The 20,146-nt window shown below is 55.5% G+C and carries 19 protein-coding genes; 10 read left to right on the plus strand and 9 right to left on the minus strand.

Annotated elements, in window-relative coordinates:
* Nucleotides 1-951: 951 nt before the first annotated feature.
* The 4 genes from proC to AUQ42_RS06585 all read left to right on the plus strand — a co-directional run bounded on the left by proC (nucleotide 952) and on the right by AUQ42_RS06585 (nucleotide 3,664).
* Entirely contained in the window at nucleotides 952-1,767 is an 816-nt protein-coding gene (proC, locus tag AUQ42_RS06570; protein WP_068518308.1) for a pyrroline-5-carboxylate reductase, read from the plus strand.
* A gap of 33 nt (nucleotides 1,768-1,800) precedes the next feature.
* A complete protein-coding gene (locus AUQ42_RS06575; protein WP_068518309.1) occupies nucleotides 1,801-2,487 on the plus strand; it encodes a TetR family transcriptional regulator in 687 nt (228 codons plus the stop codon).
* A 228-nt stretch (nucleotides 2,488-2,715) separates the two neighbouring features.
* Nucleotides 2,716-3,168, plus strand: coding sequence for a phasin family protein (locus AUQ42_RS06580; RefSeq protein WP_068518337.1), 453 nt, complete (start codon nucleotides 2,716-2,718; stop codon nucleotides 3,166-3,168).
* 151 nt (nucleotides 3,169-3,319) lie between these two features.
* Nucleotides 3,320-3,664, plus strand: a complete 345-nt coding sequence (locus AUQ42_RS06585) for a tRNA-binding protein (RefSeq protein WP_068518310.1) — start codon at nucleotides 3,320-3,322, stop codon at nucleotides 3,662-3,664.
* A gap of 76 nt (nucleotides 3,665-3,740) precedes the next feature.
* On the opposite strand, the gene AUQ42_RS06590 is transcribed toward AUQ42_RS06585, so the two are convergent.
* The 3 genes from AUQ42_RS06590 to AUQ42_RS06600 all read right to left on the minus strand — a co-directional run bounded on the left by AUQ42_RS06590 (nucleotide 3,741) and on the right by AUQ42_RS06600 (nucleotide 7,791).
* Nucleotides 3,741-5,093: a PAS domain-containing protein gene (locus AUQ42_RS06590; RefSeq protein ID WP_068518311.1), complete on the minus strand. Its 1,353-nt coding sequence runs from the start codon at nucleotides 5,091-5,093 to the stop codon at nucleotides 3,741-3,743.
* A 225-nt stretch (nucleotides 5,094-5,318) separates the two neighbouring features.
* Nucleotides 5,319-6,809, minus strand: a complete 1,491-nt coding sequence (locus AUQ42_RS06595; protein ID WP_068518312.1) for a PAS domain-containing methyl-accepting chemotaxis protein — start codon at nucleotides 6,807-6,809, stop codon at nucleotides 5,319-5,321.
* Between the two features lie 205 nt (nucleotides 6,810-7,014).
* A complete protein-coding gene (locus AUQ42_RS06600) occupies nucleotides 7,015-7,791 on the minus strand; it encodes a ferredoxin--NADP reductase (RefSeq protein ID WP_068518313.1) in 777 nt (258 codons plus the stop codon).
* A gap of 306 nt (nucleotides 7,792-8,097) precedes the next feature.
* On the opposite strand from AUQ42_RS06600, the gene AUQ42_RS06605 reads away from it, so the two are divergent.
* Both AUQ42_RS06605 and AUQ42_RS06610 read left to right on the plus strand, forming a co-directional pair.
* Nucleotides 8,098-8,781, plus strand: a complete 684-nt coding sequence (locus AUQ42_RS06605) for a GntR family transcriptional regulator (RefSeq protein ID WP_068518314.1) — start codon at nucleotides 8,098-8,100, stop codon at nucleotides 8,779-8,781.
* 243 nt (nucleotides 8,782-9,024) lie between these two features.
* Nucleotides 9,025-9,720 (plus strand): nitroreductase family protein, encoded by a 696-nt coding sequence (locus AUQ42_RS06610; RefSeq protein ID WP_068518315.1) that lies wholly within the window; start codon nucleotides 9,025-9,027, stop codon nucleotides 9,718-9,720.
* Between the two features lie 110 nt (nucleotides 9,721-9,830).
* Here the strand turns inward: AUQ42_RS06610 and AUQ42_RS06615 are convergent, their stop codons facing one another.
* The 3 genes from AUQ42_RS06615 to AUQ42_RS06625 form a co-directional block, all read right to left on the minus strand.
* Nucleotides 9,831-11,165: an ATP-binding protein gene (locus AUQ42_RS06615; protein WP_231856699.1), complete on the minus strand. Its 1,335-nt coding sequence runs from the start codon at nucleotides 11,163-11,165 to the stop codon at nucleotides 9,831-9,833.
* Between the two features lie 51 nt (nucleotides 11,166-11,216).
* The gene (locus tag AUQ42_RS06620) at nucleotides 11,217-11,945 is read right to left on the minus strand and encodes a response regulator (RefSeq protein ID WP_068518316.1); all 729 of its coding nucleotides are present in this window, start codon (nucleotides 11,943-11,945) and stop codon (nucleotides 11,217-11,219) included.
* A 551-nt stretch (nucleotides 11,946-12,496) separates the two neighbouring features.
* The gene (locus AUQ42_RS06625) at nucleotides 12,497-13,012 is read right to left on the minus strand and encodes a MarR family winged helix-turn-helix transcriptional regulator (protein WP_068518317.1); all 516 of its coding nucleotides are present in this window, start codon (nucleotides 13,010-13,012) and stop codon (nucleotides 12,497-12,499) included.
* Nucleotides 13,013-13,125: 113 nt separating this feature from the next.
* On the opposite strand from AUQ42_RS06625, the gene AUQ42_RS06630 reads away from it, so the two are divergent.
* A complete protein-coding gene (locus AUQ42_RS06630) occupies nucleotides 13,126-14,022 on the plus strand; it encodes a branched-chain amino acid aminotransferase (RefSeq protein WP_068518318.1) in 897 nt (298 codons plus the stop codon).
* 145 nt (nucleotides 14,023-14,167) lie between these two features.
* Nucleotides 14,168-14,818 carry a glutathione S-transferase family protein gene (locus tag AUQ42_RS06635; RefSeq protein ID WP_068518319.1) on the plus strand — a complete coding sequence of 217 codons (651 nt, stop codon included), beginning with the start codon at nucleotides 14,168-14,170 and terminating at the stop codon, nucleotides 14,816-14,818.
* 254 nt (nucleotides 14,819-15,072) lie between these two features.
* On the opposite strand, the gene AUQ42_RS06640 is transcribed toward AUQ42_RS06635, so the two are convergent.
* The gene (locus AUQ42_RS06640; RefSeq protein WP_068518320.1) at nucleotides 15,073-15,897 is read right to left on the minus strand and encodes an oxidoreductase; all 825 of its coding nucleotides are present in this window, start codon (nucleotides 15,895-15,897) and stop codon (nucleotides 15,073-15,075) included.
* A 116-nt stretch (nucleotides 15,898-16,013) separates the two neighbouring features.
* On the opposite strand from AUQ42_RS06640, the gene AUQ42_RS06645 reads away from it, so the two are divergent.
* Both AUQ42_RS06645 and AUQ42_RS06650 read left to right on the plus strand, forming a co-directional pair.
* On the plus strand, nucleotides 16,014-16,952 hold the full coding sequence (locus AUQ42_RS06645) for an AraC family transcriptional regulator (protein ID WP_197460798.1): 939 nt from the start codon (nucleotides 16,014-16,016) through the stop codon (nucleotides 16,950-16,952).
* Nucleotides 16,953-17,213: 261 nt separating this feature from the next.
* Nucleotides 17,214-18,080 (plus strand): hypothetical protein, encoded by an 867-nt coding sequence (locus AUQ42_RS06650; RefSeq protein ID WP_156480849.1) that lies wholly within the window; start codon nucleotides 17,214-17,216, stop codon nucleotides 18,078-18,080.
* Between the two features lie 443 nt (nucleotides 18,081-18,523).
* Here AUQ42_RS06650 and hemF read toward each other — a convergent pair whose 3' ends face one another.
* Both hemF and AUQ42_RS06660 read right to left on the minus strand, forming a co-directional pair.
* Nucleotides 18,524-19,387 carry an oxygen-dependent coproporphyrinogen oxidase gene (gene hemF, locus AUQ42_RS06655; RefSeq protein WP_068518322.1) on the minus strand — a complete coding sequence of 288 codons (864 nt, stop codon included), beginning with the start codon at nucleotides 19,385-19,387 and terminating at the stop codon, nucleotides 18,524-18,526.
* Nucleotides 19,387-19,857, minus strand: a complete 471-nt coding sequence (locus AUQ42_RS06660) for a tRNA (cytidine(34)-2'-O)-methyltransferase (RefSeq protein ID WP_068518323.1) — start codon at nucleotides 19,855-19,857, stop codon at nucleotides 19,387-19,389. The genes hemF and AUQ42_RS06660 overlap by 1 nt, the downstream gene beginning before the upstream one ends.
* Between the last annotated feature and the right edge of the window lie 289 nt (nucleotides 19,858-20,146).

Genomic DNA, 20,146 nt, shown 5'->3' on the forward strand with positions numbered 1-20,146 from the left:
TCCCGGCAAGGTAAGGCGGCGGCGCCAGACAGTTTGCCTCCCCATCCCCGCCGGTCGCCGCACCCCGGCCCGAGCACCCCGTCCACGTGATCGCCAACACCACCACCGCCTCACGGCAAGGTAAGGCGCCGCCACCAGTCAGTTTGCCTCCCCATCTCCCGCCGGTCGCCGCGCCCCGGCCGGATCACAAGGTCCGCGCCCCCAACCTCACCGCCCTCGCACGCCACGGCCCGAACTAAACCACCAAACCGCGTGCATCCGATGTCCGCCTGTCATCGTTGTTGAAGCAGAAGCTGAGCATGAAGCCTGGGCTGAGACTGAGACTGAGACTGAGACTGAGACTGCGGTTGAGGCGGATGCCGGGGCCGAGACCGAGGCCGGAGCCGAAACCCGGGTTAAGATCGGAGCATGGCAGTTGACCAGCCCGGCACCCGATATCACGCCCCCCACATCCCGACGCCTCAATCGCCGTTGTCCCGCCAACCCGGTGCCGGATCCCCGGCCCCGCGATATCACCAGACTCCGACATCCCGACGCCCCAACCCTCAACCCTCAACCATCAGCCAACCCGCGCCGCGCCCCGCAACCCCCGAACCCCCCGAAACCCCCGAAACCCCGTCGGGATTTGACAGGGGCGTGACACCATTGCCACCCATTCTTGTTGGCCGTTGATTTTTTTCGCCACTTTACGCAGCCTTGCCCGCGCAACAGATTGCCCGTAATCGCTGTGGCAGAACGGGGTCGGGCGAAACAAAATCCGGCAAAGACCGCACTTGCCAGCCAAAGCATCGGCAAAGCGGCTAAAACCTGTTTTTTCAACAGCATCGGGACAAGACCACTTGTCCTTCGCTGCGACTTGACCCACCTTGAGAAGATCGCTACGGCATTGCTTGACGACTGTTGATCGCAACACACTCAACAGAACCCGATGGATAAAGCGGAGCAGATTTCATGAATACGCGTCTTTTGCTGGTCGGCTGTGGCAAAATGGGAAGTGCCATGCTTGAAGGCTGGTTGGCCCAGGGGCTCAAGGCCGACAATGTCTATATTGTCGAACAACCCGAAGCAGCCGAGAAACTTGCCGCCAGCTATGGCATCAATGGCATCACCGATGTCGCCGATGTGCCGCAGGACTTTATCCCGCAGGTCGTTCTGTTTGCCGTCAAGCCACAGGTGCTTCCCGATGTGATTGACGCCTATAAACCGCTGGTCCGGGCCGAAACCGTGTTCCTGTCGGTTGCCGCGGGCAAGACCATCGAATTTTTCGCACGCCATCTGGGCGAGCTTGCCCGCATCGTGCGCGCCATGCCCAATACCCCGGCGGCGGTTTCGCGCGGCATGACCGTGATGTGCCCGACCGAAAATGTCAGCATCGCCCAGCGTGACATGTGCGAAACCCTGCTGGCCACGGTCGGGCTGGTATCCTGGGTCGAAGATGAAAGCCTGATGGATGCGGTTACCGCCCTTTCGGGCAGTGGCCCGGCCTATATCTTCCATATGGTCGAAGCCATGGCACAGGCTGGCGAAGCAGCCGGCCTTCCGGCAGAGCAGGCCATGCTGCTTGCCCGTCAGACCGTGATCGGGGCCGGTTTCCTGCTTGATGCCAGCGAAGAAACTGCTGCCACCCTTCGTCAGAATGTCACAAGTCCGGGCGGCACCACGGCCGCGGCCCTTGATGTTCTGATGGATCAGACAACCGGCCTGCCCGAACTGATGACCCGCGCGGTCGAAGCTGCACGCAAACGGTCGGTCGAACTTGCCGGCTGATTGATAACGACACCCAAAAGATTGGAGACCGTCATGCCCGCCAAAAAGGATATCCCCAATATCCTGATCGATGCCGCCCTGAAACTGGCAACAGAAAAAAGCTGGCATGACGTCACCATCATTGACATTGCCCAAACCGCGGGCGTGACCATCGCCGATTGCCACGCCCATGTCGGTGGCAAGGCCGATATCCTGCGCCGCTTCATCGCCCGGATCGACCACGAAGTCCTGGCCGATCTTCACGAGGATGACTTTGCCGAACCCGGCCATGACCGGCTGATTGCGGTGATCATGGCACGGTTTGACGCCCTGGCCGACCATCGTGATGCCCTGCGCTCGATCCTTAAATCACGGGGGGATCTTGGCCCCGCAGACTCGATCCGCGCGATCAAAAGCCATTTCGGATCGATGCGCTGGATGCTTGAAGCTGCCGGTTTTCGTACATCAGGCCTTCAGGGATCCCTTCGGGTTGCCGGCCTTACCGCCATCTATGCCAGAACATTCCGCCACTGGCTTGATGATGACAGCACCGACTTTGCACCGACTATGGCGTATCTTGATCGGGAATTGTCAAAGGCCGCCGGTTGGGACGGACAGGTTGAAAAAGGTCTGGGCAAGGCGACAGGACTGTGTCGCAAACTGTCTGAAAAATGCCAGCAGATCCGGTCGAAAAAATCCTCCCACCGGGCTGACACACAGCCGACCGATGCCCGTCAATAAGAACAGGCAATCCGTGCCGGATGGCTAAGTTTCTGATCTGACGCAGGAAATCGGACAACCCAACCTATGGGGACATCACGACACAAAACATTAACCTTAAAGTTATTGTGCAGTGCAAAATAACCCTTGACGGATCGGATGCATTCCGGCATATTGCAGTTGAATTTGTGCGGCGCACAATAGCGCCTCATTCCACACCTGTTGCAAATGTTGATGGAGTGCAAAACCATGACCGCCGCAAAAAAGGCAACCAACCCGTTCTTTGACCTCGACTTCACCAAATACACTGCGGATTTCAAAATTCCGGGTGTTGACGTGAACGAAATGATGGCTTTCCAGCGTAAAAACGTGGAAGCCCTCACCAAAGCCAACAAGGTGGCCTTCGACGGGTTCCAGGCTGTCGCTCAGCGTCAGAGCGAAATCTTCAAAACGCTGCTGGATAAAGTTCAGACCCAGGGCAAGGATTTCGCTGCTACTACCGCTGACGATCCGATGGCAACGGCTGCCAAGCAGACCGAAGCCGCGAAAGCTGCATACGAAGAAGCACTTTCGAACGCCAAGGAACTCTCTGGTCTGGTAACCAAGTCCCAGGAAGAGGCCCTTTCTCTTCTGCAGGCTCGCTTTACCGAATCCCTTGATGAATTCAAGGCAGCGATCGAAAAGACCGCTGCTGCGAAGTAACAGCTTTTCGCTGAACACTTCCCGTAATCCACTTGATGGCAGGGCCTTTTGGTCCTGCCATTTTTCTTTTGCCGGATATCGCGCCCACCTTAACCGATTGATTTACGGTCTGTGCCTCGACTAAGCTTGCGCAAAACAAGGAGGCCCCACAGTGAGCGAAATCAGTTTTGATGACTTTCTGAAAGTCGATATTCGCGTCGGTACTGTCATCGACGCTCAGGAATTCCCCGAAGCCCGCCGCCCGGCCCTGAAACTTTGGGTCGATTTCGGCCCGGAAATCGGGACCAAGAAAACATCCGCCCAGATCACCAAATATTACAGCCCGGAAAAACTCATCGGTCGCCAGGTGGCCGGTGTGGTCAATTTCCCGAAAAAACAGGTCGGCCCGTTCATGTCCGAATTCCTGTGTCTGGGCTTCCCCGACGGCGAAGACGACAAGGGCATCGTTCTGATCCGCCCGGATCAGGATGTCCCCAATGGGGCGCGCCTGTTCTAGGCCAATCCTTGCCCCCATGAAAAAGGGACAGGCACGATCATGCCTGTCCCGCTCATTGCCGCGCTGCCTCGCCCGACTAACGCGCCAATACGACGGATACTTCCCGTGACCGGCCGATGGTAAGGGCCATTTCCTCTGTCGACTGACCGATGGTTGCAATCGCGTTCTGGGCGGCATCAAGCGATGTCTGAATGCCGTGCATTTCACTGGTCATCTGACCGGTAACATCGCCATGTTTCTCGATCGCCAGCGACACCACCGCCATCCGGTTCAGCATCTCCTTCAGTTCAAGACGCAATGACGTCAGGATCCGCGAACTTTCGGTAACACATTCATCAAGATTATCGATCTGTTCTGCCAGTTCGGAATTTTCCCCGGCACCGTCACGCAACCTGTCGACCGCATTTTCAAGCGCGACCGCCGCCACATCGCCTTCGATGACCGTATCGAAAACATGGTCGGAGACAGACCGCAATTCGGTCATGCGTTCCAACGTTTCACCAACACATCCGACCAGAACACCCGATGCGATATTGCTGGCCTCGAGATGGGCCTGGGCCTGACGGAACATCTGTTCGGCGGTTTCGCATTTGCGATCAACACCTTCGATATGTTCATCGACCTCGGCGAAATTGACCTCAAGCGTTGATTTCAAGCCAATCAGTTCGCTAACCTCGTCAGTAATATCCACAGCAAGATTGATGATCTTGATCACCTCGCCATAGACATCAAGCACCGGGCTATAGGTCGCCTCGAACCAGACTTCCCGTCCGTCTTTGCCGAAATATTTGAACTGGCGTATTTTTGACTCGCCATTGGCAAGCGACCGCCAGAACGCCTGATAGGCCGAACTTTTGGCATATTCCTCGCCAACGAACATGCTGTGATGCTGTCCGACTACTTCGGAAAGATCATAGCCCATCGCCGCCAGAAAATGCCGGTTGGCATTCAGGATGATGCCATTGGCGTCAAATTTGACGATGGCGTGGCTGTGGCGGATTGCATCGACCTTGCCTTGCAGATCTGCAACCATTTCATGACGTTCCGTGACATTCACCCCGAACCGCACAATCTTGACCAGTTCGCCATCGCTGTTGCGCACCGGGGCATAGGTTTCCTCGACCCAGATCCGGTCCCCGGATTTCGTGATGCACGGTACTTCGACCTGTTTGCGCTTGCCCGCCCGCAAATCCGCCCAGCACATTTCGTAATCCGGGCCATTAAGCATTTCTTCTGGCAGGAACATCGAATGATGCTGTCCGACAACCTCATCCTCTTCATAGCCGGTCAGCTTCATGAAGCTCTCATTGACGTTCAGCACTGTGCCATCCAGATCAAACTCCACCACAGCGAATGATGCATCTATCGCAGCGATCAGCTCGTCCGAGACATCGATATTTTCGCGAAGAATGGAAATGATTGAATTCATGGCCGGATCTCCTGAGAAGCAACTTTATGCGCCGTTGCAAATATTCGTTGCGGCGAATATAGCGCCCAGCCCCCTATCCAGACATCCTCATTTGAGGAGTAAACTACATACCTATGGATAGGATTTTGAACCTCATCCCAAAAAAGAATGGGCCATGACAGTTTCCCGTCATGACCCCTTTCAGATCGATGGTCCCTGGCAACATTGCCAAAGCCGATATGCCCGTTAGCGCGCCAGAACCAGGGCCGCTTCGCGGGTCCGTCCGACATTGCTTTGTACTGCGGACGATGCATCGCGGATGAAATTGACGCTGCTTGAAAACTGCTCGACCGATGTTGCCATGCTTTGCATGCTGCTTGACACCTGCTGGGTCACCGCACTTTGCTCCTCAACAGCTGACGAAATGGTGGTCACATTGTTCAACACACCTTCGACTTCGTTTCGGATTGCACCAAGCACATCGGATACTTCGACCGAAATGCTCTGCACGCCTTCGATCTCGCTTGTGATCTGTTCGGTTGCCTTGGCGACCTGATTGGCAAGGCTCTTTACCTCGTTGGCGACAACGGCAAAACCTTTGCCGGCTTCACCGGCGCGGGCCGATTCAATCGTCGCATTCAGCGCAAGCAGGTTAATCTGACCTGCAATGTCCTGGATCACATCGATGATGCTGCCCATGGCGGCGACCACTTCGTTCATTTTTTCGGTCGATGCACCAGCAGCAATCGATTTCTCGAACACCTGATCGGTGGTCGCGCGGGCTTCTGCCATGCTGCGCGAGATTTCCGAAATCGATGCGGCAAGCTGTTCGGCACCGGCGGCAACAGTCTGGACGTTGGCCGACGTTTTTTCGCAGGACGAATAGGCATCGCTGGAGCGCTGATCAAGGTCGCTCAGACTGCGATCGATTTCGCCGAAATTGTTGTCGATCATCTTTTTAAGATCGGTCAGAAGCGTGATCTGATCGGTAATATCAATGGCGTATTTGACCACCTTGTAAGGCACGCCATTGGCATCAAAGATCGGGTTATAGGATGCCTCGATCCAGATTTCCTTGCCACCCTTGGCAAACCGCTTGAATTGCTGCGAACAGAAATTGCCCTTGGCCAGTTCGCGCCAGAAATCGACATATTCCTGACTCTTGGCATAATCACGGTCGACAAAAAGACGGTGATGCTTGCCGACAATTTCCGACAGTTGATAACCCATAACCGACAGGAAATTGTCATTGGCATCAAGGATCGTACCGTTCAGATCGAACTCGATGACAGCCTGACTGCGGTTGATGGCATTTACCTTGCCTTCAAAGCTGGCCAGCATTTCCTGACGCTTGGTGATGTCGGACGCAAATTTGACGATCTTGACGACCTTGCCCTTGCGATCGCGCACCGGGTTATAGGTGGCCTCGATCCAGACCTGGCGACCTGATTTGGTGATTCGCGGGAATGCGGCACTTTTGAACGACCCCGCCCGCAGATCGGACCAGAAGGTCTCGTGATCCGGGCTCTTGCGGATGTCTTCGGGCACAAAGATCGCGTGCGGTTTGCCGACGATCTCGGACAGTTCGTATTCCATGACCGACAGGAAGTTCTTGTTTGCGCGCAAAACCTTGCCCTGCAAATCGAACTCGATAACCGCCAGCGATTGTTCCAGTGCATCAAGCGTTCTTGCAGCGGCGTGGGCGTCACCACGCTTGAATAAGTCGAAAAGTCCCATGTGATGTCCTCTCACTCAGCATCAGGAAAACGACTTAGCCATAACCAGCCCGATGCATTAGGATAGGATACTATACAAAAGAACTAAGTAAACCTATCCTCATATGAGGAGGATCACTGCAACCTATCAGGGAATCTGAAACCGGGCATAAAAAATGGCGGCATATCAAACGACATGCCGCCATCATCCGCCCGCAAAAGGCAGCTTATTTTTCGACGAAGGCCTTCTCGATCACAAAGTGACCGGGTTCGTTCATGTTGCCTTCCTTGCCGCCCCACTCGACCAGCATCTGGCGGGTGTCGGCAATCATTTCCGGGTTGCCACACAGCATGAAGCGGTCATTTTCAAGACTCGGCTTGGGCAGGCCAAGGTCGTCATACAGCTTGCCGGACTTCATCAGTTCGGTGATGCGGCCCTGGTTTTTGAATTCCTCGCGGGTCACGGTCGGATAGTACAGAAGCTTGTTCTGGACATCTTCGCCAAAGAACTCGTTATTGGGCAGTTCGCTGTGAATGAATTCCTGATAGGCCAGTTCACGTACCTCGCGGCAGCCATGAACAAGGATGACCTTTTCATAGCGCTCATAGGTTTCATAATCGCGAATGACGCTCATGAACGGTGCCAGACCGGTACCGGTCGACAGCAGCCACAGATTCTTGCCCGGAAGCAGGTTGTCATGAATAAGCGTACCGGTCGGCTTGCGCCCGACCAGAATCTTGTCCCCGACCTTGATGTGCTGCAAACGCGATGTCAGCGGGCCGTTCGGCACCTTGATCGAAAAGAATTCAAGCTCTTCGTCATAATTTGCACTGACCATCGAATAGGCGCGCAAAAGCGGCTTGCCTTCGACTTCGAGTCCGATCATAGCGAACTGACCATTGATGAATCGGAAGCCCGGATCGCGGGTGGTTTTGAACGTGAAGAGTGTGTCAGTCCAGTGATGGACGTAAGTGACTGTTTCTTCGTTAAAATTGCTGGCCATAACGCTACATCAATCCGTTTCGTCTGTCTGTTTGTGGAACCGTGGCGGGAAACACGGAGTTTTATCCCGGCACGCATTCCATGCCAAGTTGGCGCGATTTAACATCAATCAAACGTATATCGCAAGGAAACAATCCGTATTTCTTGTCATTTTGTGTAAATTACATAAAACAATACAAATTAAGTGTAGAATATTGTCTGACAATCAGGCACAGTATGCAGACTGAACCCGCTTGGCAAGATATTCTGCAGGCTTGATATACCCTGCCTTGCGGCGACACAATGATACATCTCAATGCGGTGATATATGACGCAATCCGTTGCCGAAAACTCCGACCCGCTGACTGTTCAGCAAATCGCGGATGCGATTACCAGCGCCATCCGCGAAGGACGTCTGGTGCCCGGACAACGGCTGACGGAAATCGATTTTGCCAAAAAGCTCAATGTCAGCCGCCCCTCGGTACGCGAAGCCTTCCGTCAGCTCAGCTCGGACGGCCTGCTGCTGTCCCAGCCCTATCGCGGGGTCAGTGTTCGCCACATGACAAGGCGCGAGGTTGATGATCTTTTCACCGTGCGCGGTGCGCTTGAAGGATTGGCAGTCCGTCTGGCAACCCCGGTCCTTGCATCGGCGATCACACCGCTTGAAACCATCCAGACCGCGCTTGATGCGGCCGAAGCATCGCGTGACCTCAATGCCATGTCGCGCCATAACCTTGCCTTTCACATGCTGTTTGCCGATGTCAGCAGGAATGAATTGCTCCGTGAACAGCTCCGCCGGATCGCCAACAATGTCTATTGGCTGCAATTTCGGGTTCTGGTTGCCGATGAAAAGGTCCTGGCAACCAATGCCGCCCACCGCCAGTTGCTCGAAGCCGTAAGGGCCAATGACGCCAAACAGGCCGAAGCCATCATGATCGACCATATCGATCAATCCAGACAGCTGGTCCAAGCCCTGTCAGATGACCATTTCGCCGCCCCGGCGTCCGACTGACTGCCGCGCAGCATCCAAAAAAAAACCGGCCTCCAATGCTTCCCCCGCCCACTGCACTGACAACAGGACGGGTGCGGCTCTCACATCCCATAGCATCCCCTTCCCGACACGGCACGGCACGGCACGGCACGGCACGGCACGGCAAGGCAAGGCAAGGCAAGGCATATTTTATCGCTTGCTGGCTCTGGCCATCACATTTACGATTGTCTGACAATTTAAACTAACAACATTTCAGGAAGCGTCATGTCTGTCGCCAAGAAACTCACCACCGAATTTGTGCCGATCCCCCTGCCCGACTATCGAGAATATGACATTGCCGACATGCGGGCCCGTGCGCAGGCCTTTTATGACGACATCAAAACGCGCCATACCGTGCGCGATTTTTCCGACCGCCCGGTGCCGCGCGACATTATTGAAACCTGCATTCGCGCCGCCGGTACCGCACCGAATGGCGCCAATCATCAGCCATGGCATTTCTCGGTAATCGGCGATCCGGCGATGAAAACGCAAATCCGTCTTGCCGCCGAGGAAGAAGAACGCGCCTTTTACGAAGGTCGCGCCGGCGAAGAATGGCTTGATGCTCTCAAACCGCTGGGTACTGATGACAGCAAACCGTTCCTTGAAACCGCACCCTGGCTGATTTGTATCTTTGGCGAACGCAAAAGCACCTCTGCCGATGGCAAGTTGCGCAAGAACTATTACGTACCGGAATCCGTTTCCATCGCCACCGGCTTTCTGATTGCCGCCCTGCATCGTGCCGGTCTTGCCACCCTGACCCACACGCCAAACCCGATGAGCTTCCTGACCGAAATCTGTGGCCGGCCCGATCACAACAAACCCTATATCCTGCTTGTCACCGGCTATCCCGCATCCGACGCCACCATCCCGGCCCACGCGACCGAGAAAAAGGACCTGTCGGAAATCGCGACATTCTTTTAAGCCCCCCATTCCCGGTGATTGCACCATCTGGCGCATGCCTGAAACCGGCATGGATCTGGCAACAAAAAAGCCCCGCGATCTGGCGGGGCTTTTGCTTTGCTATTGTGTGATCAATTGCCGATCGGCAGCACCAGACGCACGCGAAGGCCACCGCCCGGCGCATCTTCAAGATACACATCACCGCCATGGCCGCGCGCAGAATCACGTGCGATAGTCATGCCAAGCCCGACCCCGCCGGTGGCCTGATTGCGCGATTCCTCAAGCCGGTAAAACGGTTTGAAGACTTCCTCGCGCTTTTCGGCCGGGATGCCCGGCCCGTCATCATCAAACACGATCTCATAATCCTGACCACGACGACCGGCCCGGACCGACAGATTGTTGGCATAACGTCCGGCATTGGACATGATATTGGAAATGCAGCGGCGCAGGGATTGCGGCCGCACATCCATTTCCAGACTGTCTTCGATATGAAGATCGATCTGCTGCCCGTCGCGAAGGGCCTCGCCGACCTGATCGGTCAGAAGCTTGCCGATATCGGTTGTCTCGGCCTTTTCGCCTTCTTCCCCGCGCGCGAATGCCAGATAGGCATCAACCATGCGCTCCATATCGATCACATCCTGTTTCAAGGCATCGACACCGGGCGATGATTGCTGCATGGCAAGCTCAAGCTTCATGCGGGTCAGTGGTGTCCGCAAGTCATGCGACACCCCGGCCAGAAGTGCGGTTCTTTGCGACAGATGGCGGGCAATGCGGTCACGCATCGACATAAACGACGTTGCCGCCATCCGGACTTCGGCTGCCCCTTCGGGTTTGAAATCGCCAACCTCGACCCCGCGGCCGAACTGATCGGCGGCCTTGGCCAGACGGCGGATCGGCCGTACCTGATTGCGCATGAAGATCACCGCAACCCCGTACAGGATCAGCGCAGAACCGGCGATCCACATAAAGAAGATATAGGTGGTCGAACTGTAAAGCCGTTTGCGTGGTGCAACGATCGACAGGACACCTTCCTTGAACTGCACCCGGATTTCCAGGCGGCGGTTATCCAGATCAAGATTGAAATAGAATGGCCGCTGCACCCGTTCGCTCAGCGCGACGAACAGTTCCTCCGACACCAGTCCAAGCGGGGGATCGAGTGTTTGCTCGCCCAGAATTTCGTTGGGTTCGAAAACGATATCAAGCTGCATATGCGCACGCGCGGAATGCTGCAGGGAACGATAATGATCCTCGTCGGGATATTCGTTCAGATAGTCAATGACATAGGCAACATCGCCTGCAAGCCCGCGGCTGAGCTGGCGGGCAACCGTATCCCAGTGACGTTCGAAAAAGATCAGAACGGTGACGATTTGCAGCAACAGCATCGGCGTCATCAGAATCAGCAACGACCGCCCCAAAAGGCCCGTCGGCATCAATGACTTGATCGGGCTTTTTTGTTCACTACCCACAGTGCAATTCCCTGTTCATTTCAGCACCACCGTCTCGTTCTCGGATCTTGCTCAATCGGCATAAAGGACATAGCCCCGACCACGTACTGTCTGCAAGTATCTTGGTTGTTTCGGGTCTTCTTCGAATTTGCGACGAAGACGGGTCACCTGCACATCAATACTGCGCGACGCCGCCGGATCAACGGCATTGCCGCTGATCATTTCATGAAGTTGTTCGCGTGACGTGGTTTGTCCACGCCGCTTGATCAGGGCAGCCAGCAACGCCTGCTCGGCGGTTGTCAGATAGACATGCTCGCCCTCGCATTGCAGTGTCATTTTGCCAAGATCAAAGCTGAAGCGACCAAAACATACAATATCGGATCGGGCAATCTCTGTGGCCAGCTCGACCGGTTCGGGCTGCTCCCCGTAACGGCGCAGGATAGCCTCGATCCGCAGAACCAGTTCGCGCGGCTCGAACGGTTTGGCCAGATAATCATCAACCCCGGCTTCAAGCCCGGCAATCCGGTCCTCGGTTTCCGACAGGGCGGTCAGTAAAAGGATCGGTACTTTTGATCCTGATTCGCGCAGACTGCGCGCAAGATCAACACCCTTTTCACCGGGCATCAGGACATCAAGAACGATCAGATCAAATTGCAGTCCGGCCAGGCTTGCCCGTGCATGGGCCGCATCCCGCGCAGCCGAGACAGAAAACCCGTTTTCACCAAGATAGCGGGTCAGCAAATCACGCAGGCGATCATCATCATCGACCACCAGAATATGTGGCTGATCAGCACCAGTCATTGCAGGCCCCCAACGATCGAGATCAATCTCATTCAATGCCCAGTAACTTGGCGATAAAGTGTTTCAAAAGCGTAAGGATCAAGGCGCCAAGACCATGGAACCATGCAATAAAGTGCCCCGCGCCACCGACGCAAGACACTTTATATATCAATATATGGCGTAATTGAGTTTCCCGGATCAAACATCGGCGCAACGCCCCGCCATCCCGACGCGATCCCCACCCACGGCGCGGCTATAATCCGACTGTGATACGGCCGGGGCGCGGCTGCGATACGGCCATAATTGGGATGCGGCCATAATGACGCGGCCATACCACCGGGGCGTTTCCACCGCCGTCGGACCCGACACAAGCCCCCAACATCCACCACAGGGCGTCCGCTATAGCGCATCGCGCATCGCGCATCGCGCATCGGGCCCAGCGATCAGAACCATCAGGATCAGGATCAGGATCAGGATCAGGATCAGGATCAGGACCAAGATCAAGATCAAGATCAAGCGTCGGCCACCGGAACTTGCACGCCGCACGCAGCGGCTTTTTAACCGGCGCGTTTTTACCCGGCGCGCTGGCGCAATCCGGTCGGGCCATCGTCGCCGAACCGCTTGCGGTCTTCCTCGCCCAGCATGCCAAGCATCACCTTGCGGAACCCTTCGACCGATTCTGCCCCCGCCTCGCGATAGGCCGCGGCAATCAGGGCGCGCTGCTTTTCGGTCAGTTCGCGTTCAAGCGCCTCCCCCTTTTCGGTCAGGGTCAGCAAACGCTGTCTGCGGTCCTGCAATCCGGTGCGCTGTTCAATGAACCCTTCGCGCACCAGTTGGCCCAGCACGCGTGACAGCGACTGTTTGGTGATTTTCAGAATCGACAACAGATCACTGACAGTAATTCCGGGATTGCGGCTGACAAAATAAATGACCCGGTGATGGGCGCGCCCGAAATTATATTGCTCAAGCATCTGGTCCGCGACCGCGGTGAAATCGCGATAGGCATAGAACAGCAATTCGATGCCCTGCCTAAGCTCTTCTTCCCGCAGGAAAAGCGGATTGACTTTACGTGTAGAGATATCTGCCATGCTTATCCGTTAAGTCAGTTTTATTGACATATTAATCTATGAATGTTACTTCGACCAGACAAATAAGGACATAAAGTTACGTCCAGGAACGATTTTGAATTGGAATTTGGCAAATGACGACTCCAACCTTCGATAACCGTGATGGTTTTATCTGGTATAATGGTGAACTAAAACCTTGGCGTGAAAGCACTTTGCACGTGCTGAGCCACGCTGTCCATTATGGCAGTGCGGTTTTTGAAGGTGAACGTTGCTACAATGGCAAGGTCTTCAAGCTGGCTGAACATGGCGAACGCCTGATCAAGTCCGGTGAAATCCTGGATATGAAGATCCCCTATGGCGCCAAGGAACTTGATGATGCGGTCATCGAAACCCTTGCTGCCAACAACATTACCGAAGGCTATATCCGTCGTATTGCCTGGCGTGGCAGTGAAATGATGGGCGTTTCCGCGCAATCGACCCGCATCAATGTGGCGATTGCCTGCTGGGAATGGCCGAGCTATTTCGCACCGGAAGAACGTCTTAAGGGCATCCGCCTTGACCTGTCGAAATGGGCCCGTCCGGCACCGAACACCGCGCCGACCAATGCCAAGGCAGCCGGTCTTTACATGATCTGCACCCTGTCCAAGCACGAGGCAGAGCGCAAGGGTTATGCCGATGCCTTGCTGCTTGATTACCGTGGTCATGTCGCCGAGGCGACCGGTGCGAACGTCTTCTTTGTCAAGGATGGCAAAATCCATACCCCGACCCCGGATTGCTTCCTGGACGGCATCACCCGCCGTACCGTGATCGGTCTTGCCAAAGCGCGCGGTTATGAAGTCATTGAACGGACCATCATGCCCGAAGAAATGGCAGATTTCGAAGAATGCTTCCTGACCGGCACCGCGGCCGAAGTCACCCCGGTCGCTGAAATCGGCCAGTACAAATTCACCCCGGCCACCGTCTGCAAGACGCTGATGGAAGATTACATGGCGCTGGTCCGTGGCGAAAAGGCTGCTGTCGCTGCCGAGTAAGCCTGTATTTAACAATCGCACCGATTATTAAATTTTGCCAAATAATCAACCCGGTCCCGATGGGCCGGGTTTTTTATTGCCTGCCGCCAAACCGCATGCCTAAGTCGCATTCAAGCACGCAGCCCCCCAGCCAAGGCCGAAATCGATGCCCCAAAAGTCTGATGATTTAAAACCCGACCACCAGCTTCTGTATCAGACCCACTCGCCCTTTGCCCGCAAGGTACTGGTCTTTGCCATCGAGGCGGGCCTGCAAAACCGGCTTGAGGTCATCCATCACGAAACCAGCCCGACCAATCGCAATGACGCAATCTTTGCCGCCAATCCGCTGGGCAAGGTGCCGGTGCTGATCCTGCCTGATGGCATGACGCTTTATGATTCACTGGTGATTTGTGACTATCTCGACCGGCTGCACAGCGGGCGCAAGCTGATCCCCCACAAGATGCCTAAACGGCTGCATGCCTTGCGTTTGCATGCCCTGGCACAGGGCATGTGCGATGCCGGGGTGCTGTATCGCTGGGAAACCGCGCGCCGCCCGGAACCTTTGCGCTATCCGCCCCTGGCCGACGGACAGAAAGCCAAACTGATCGAAACCTTCGACTATCTCGAAGCACATCTTGATCCCCAACATCCGATCACCATCGGCCATATCGCTCTTGCCACCGGCCTTGACTGGATCGCCTTTCGCGATCTGGTCGACTTCAAAACCGGCCGCCCGACCCTGAGCAAATGGTATGAGGATTTCCGTACCCGCCCATCCATGACCCGAACCACCTTTAGCGGCCATACCCACGATTAGGCGTAAGCACCTGTAATAAATTGGAAAATCAGGATGTAAATTCCTCATACAATATAACTTCTCCCCAGCGCGACCGCCGTCGCGCAAGCCCCCTGCATTCAGCACGCGTAAACGAGGCATTCCGCCATGGCCCTGGCTGGCAGGAGGCATCGAGGCATCAGAAAGAGGGAAAGAGGGAAAAGGGGAAAGGCACGATCCCCCAGCCCTGCAGAATGGTGCCTTTCTGTCAATATGCGGTCCGTCGGACTTGATATCTAGCCATCTGTCGAGAGTGTCAAATCCTTGTATCGGGCGATTTCTTCCTGCATGCGATTCAGTTTATCGGATACCAACTGATAAGCATCACTGCCCAACAACAACTGCGCGGGCGGGTTATCCATTTCGACCAGTTCAAGCACGGCAAGCGCCAGCTTGTCGGGGTTGCCCAATTGTTTGCCACTTTTTTCCAGACGCGCCTTTCGGATCGGTTCGAACAGGGCGTCATAATCCGGGATTGACCGATCTGTTCGTACCATCGACCGCCCTGCCCAGTCGGTTCTGAATGAACCGGGACAAACCGCTGTGACATGCACACCAAAAGGTACCATTTCAGCGCGCATCACGTCTGAAATCCCCTGAAGGGCGAATTTGCTGCCACAGTAATAGGCAATACCCGGCATGGTTATCAGCCCACCCATGGACGTGATATTGACGATGGAACCGGAACGGCGTTGACGGAAACGCGGCAAGAATGCCTTGGCCACCGCAGTCGCACCAAAGACATTGACGTCAAACTGCCGACGCATTTCATCAAGCGGGGATTCTTCCAGAACGCCTTCATGGCCGTAGCCAGCGTTGTTGATCAAAACGTCAACAGGACCGAAATCATGTTCGGCCGTCGCGACAATGTCCGGAATGGCATCGAAATCGGTGACATCCATCTGCACCGGACAAAGACCGGGCAGTTCAGACTTCAGGTAAGCACGGGCGGCGTCCGAACGCACGGTGCCAATCACAATATGGCCTGCATCAAGGGCTGCTTTGGCGATGGCAAACCCGAAACCGGAATTGGCACCGGTTATGAAAAGGCGCTTGATCATAAGATGTGATCCTTTCATTGACTTGATAAGATGACAAATTGTCAAATATTATCAAATCAAGCTGAAATACACGCCTGATACGCTAAGTCTGATGCCTAATCCTATGAATGACCGCAATGACCGAACGTCCGACCGCCAACCTTGCCGAACTCGCCGCGGCACTTGCCCCCAAAGAGGGCTATAACCAGCAGCCGATCAAAGGCCTGCGCCTGTTGCGCAGTGAAAGCGTGCTGCACAATGTTCCGGTGCTGTATCAGCCTGGCGTCGTCTTTGTCTGTCAGGGCAGCAAACGCGGCATTCTTGATGGCGATGTCTTTGTATATGACGAGGAGCATTATCTGGCCGTTGCGGTCCCTGTGCCGTTTCGCATGGAGTCTGCTGCCAGTCCGGAACGCCCATTGCTTGCCATATATCTTGATTTTGACATGCGACTGCTGGCTGAAGTGATTGGCACGCTTGAACAGCACGGGTCGCAAAACACCGCGATGGCGGATGCTGAAACGCTGATCTCGACCAAAATAGATGGTGAAATACAGGATGTTCTGCGCAGGTTGCTGACCGCCCTGCAAAGCCCGGTCGAAACGGCCGTCCTCGGCGATGGCCTGTTGCGGGAATTGTATTTCCGCATTTTGAGCGGCCCGCAAGGAAGCAACATGATTGCGGCGCTGACCCAACGTGGCAACACAGGAAGGATTATGCGCAGTCTTGGCTATCTGCGCGAGAATTTCACCAAGCCGATATCGATTTCCGACCTGGCATCCCAAGCAGGGATGAGCGTGCCATCCTATCACGCACATTTTCGGCGGCTCCTTGGCAGCAGCCCCGGCCAATATATCAAATCCATGCGGCTTCATGAGGCACGCCTGTTGCTGGCACGCCAAGGCCAGACGGTTGCAGAGGTTGCCAACACGGTCGGTTATGTCAGCACGTCGCAATTCAGTCGGGAATTCAAACGCCACTTTGGCAAAACCGCATCCGAGGAAGTCAGATGGATGAAGCAGCATCTCGGGGAGATGCCGCACGATCATTCGCAAATGCCTGCCGGTTTCGATTGAGGGATCGGGACGGATTTCGGATTTTGGGATGATTTGCCGGGGTGGGTTTTGGGCGTTGTGCTGTGCTAATGGTCTGAGGCTGTTGGCCGGAGATGTGTGCGTGTTGCGTGCTTCACACCCAACCATTCGGAATAATACTTTTGGATAGTATTTTACCGTTGGTTACGGTAAAACTAATTTATAAAGAACAAAAGAGAATGAGGGAACGTCATGCGGTTCAGGCAGTCTGTGTTGGGCATAGCTGCATGGTTTTTTGCGTCCGTGTCCGGTGCCGACGCCAAACCGCCAGAACATATCCAGACCATCCGCATTCCGGTCAAACAGGCCGATATCGCGGGTGTGGAAGCCTGTATCAACAGCGGGTCGGAAGACTGTCGGAAATGCCGGATTCCGGGGCAGTCGAACCTGTCACTGATGAATTACACATTGCTGCGCGAGGCCCTGACGGCCGGCGGGATCACAGCCGAGGTCGTGCCGGTGCAGTCCCCCAATTCCGAACGCAGCCGCAAAATGATCCAGGCCGGCATTGCCGATGTCAAAACCGACTGGGTGTTCAATATTTCCCCGTCGGAAGGGGCACTTAAAACCGCCCCGCTGTTTCAGTCGGGCGAAATCGAAAAGGGCCTTTATGCCCGCCCGGGATTTATGGCGGATGATCTGCCGGAAACACTCGAAGATATCGGGACATTGCGCGCGGTCGGCATTCGCACCTGGCGACTGGACTGGCAGGTTCTTGAAAGCCTGCCGGTTGCAAGCCTGATCAGTGCGGCGACAACCAGACAGATGTTTTCGCTGATTGATGCCGGACGGGCCGATTTCACATTGCTTGAATTCTCGTCACAGGAAGATATGGGCCGCGAGATTGACGGGGTCTGGCTTTACCCGATTACCGGGATCAAGGTGTCGCTGCCAGCAACCCAGCATTTCATGGTGTCTGACCAGCTTGAAGATGCCGACAACGTCGTTGCCGCACTCGATCGCGGGATCCGGGTCATGCGCGATAACGGCTTTATCCACCGCTGTCTGGTCAATAACGGCGTCATCAACCCGGCGGTCGAGAACTGGCACAACCTGAACAGCCCGCACGCAACGACCAAGCCCGCAGCCCCGGCCGTTTCCACCCAGTAGCGCCACCGCCATCCGCGAAAAAGCGAACAGGCCGTCGTATGGCTAGGCTAGGCTAGGCTAGGCAAGCCTTGCTTTGCCTTGTCTAGCCTCCTTGCCTTCCCTTGCCTTCCTTTGCCTTCCCTTGCCGTTGCCGTGGCTTTTGCCATTTCCACGACCTTTGCAATTGCTTTTGTTCTCGTTCTGGCTCCGGCTATGTTCCCGGCCCGGCTTTTGCCGTGATGGAGCGGGGTTCGGGTCGGAGCTAGAGCTAGAGCTAGAGCTGGGGATTGGGCCGGGGATGGGATAATGCGAGAGCTGGGGCTGGTGCCGTTGTGGCGCCAGTGCCTGCGTGGCGCTGGTGCCGGAGCGAACGCAGCGGGCGTGATGCCTTGATCGCTGCGTTCGAGGGTCGGCCGATGGCTTGGGTTAGTCCGGGCTTCTTTGTTTGCTTAGGGCCATTTTACTTATGGCCATTTTGCTTCGGGCGGGAGCGACATCAGGATGGCTTCGGTATTGCCACCGGTCATCAGGCCAAAGCGCGTGCCGCGGTCGTGCAGCAGATTGAATTCGACATAGCGGCCACGTTTGACCAGCTGTGCCTGACGGTCTTCGTCGGTCCAGGGTTTGTTGTAATGGCGCGCCACCAGTTTCGGATAGATATCGCGAAACGCCTTGCCGACATCCTGGGTAAAGGCAAAGTCCGCATCCCAGTCGGCATCGAGATAATCATAGAAAATCCCGCCAACCCCGCGCGGTTCGTTGCGGTGCGGCAGCCAGAAATATTCATCACACCATTTTTTGAAGCGGTCGTAATAATCATCACCGTGGGCATCGCAGGCGGCCTTGAGCGCACCGTGGAAATCGGCGGTGTCTTCGTCTTGCGGGAAGACCGGGGTCAGATCCGCCCCGCCGCCAAACCATGCCTTGGTGGTGACGATATGGCGGGTATTCATATGCACCGCCGGGACATGGGGCGAACAGGGATGGGCCACCAGTGAAATGCCCGCCGCCCAGAAATTCGGGTTTTCGGCAGCACCGGGAATTTCGGCACGGAATTTTTCGGAAAATTCGCCATGCACGGTCGAGATATTGACCCCGACCTTTTCAAAGACCCGGCCCTTCATGACCGACATTTCACCGCCGCCCTCGCCCGGGCCGCGTTCCCAGACCGTGCGTTCGAACCGCCCGGCCGGACGGTCCGACAGCGGTCCGGCATAGCTGTCTTCAAGCGCCTCGAAGCTGGCACAGATTTCATCGCGCAGCTGACGGAACCACGCCTTTGCGGTGTTCTTGCGGGTTTCGATCAGGGTTTCGTCCTTGCTGCTCATTACGTCCTCTTTGGAAAGCTGTTGGTCTGGCGGAGCGCTTCGCCCAGCGTCATCGCGGTTGCCATCGCCACATTGAGCGATCGCATTTCGGGCTGCATCGGGATCACCACCCGGGCATCGACATAGTTATGGACCTGATCGGGGACGCCTTTGCTTTCGGAGCCCAGCATCAGGATATCGTCAGGCCGGAATTCGAAATCGCAATAGGGTTCGGCCCCCTTGGTGGTCAGCAGAACCAGACGGCCCGGCACCGTGCCCTGATCGCGGGCTTCGACGAAGCTGCGCCAATCGGCATGGCGTATATAATCGGCCTTGCCAAGATAATCCATCCCGGCGCGTTTGAGCGCTGCCGAGGTCAGCAAAAATCCGCACGGTTCGATAATATCGACCGGCAATCCGAAACAGGCCGCCATGCGCAGGATTGTTCCGGTATTTTGCGGGATGTCGGGTTCAAATAAACAAATTCTCATGACGCACTTTTAGAATCGTTGGTGATCCGATGTCGAATCAGATCATTGAAGACATATAATTACCCGTTAATAGCCCTATTAGACTTTTTTGGAATAAGAAAAACTAAAGCGCCAAACCATTGGTTCGCAAGGCCCACGATACCCGCAAATACGCTAGGTTTTACCGAATTGTGCACCGCAAAACCAAATGATCTTATTGAATGCAAACAAATTGCAACTCCAAGTTCTCCTTAACAAACCGAATTTTTGTTAGTATGACGGAGCGGAAACAGGCCTAAAGGCTTTTAGT

This window comes from Thalassospira sp. MCCC 1A02491, assembly GCF_001613785.1.
Classification (GTDB): Bacteria; Pseudomonadota; Alphaproteobacteria; order Rhodospirillales; family Thalassospiraceae; genus Thalassospira; species Thalassospira povalilytica.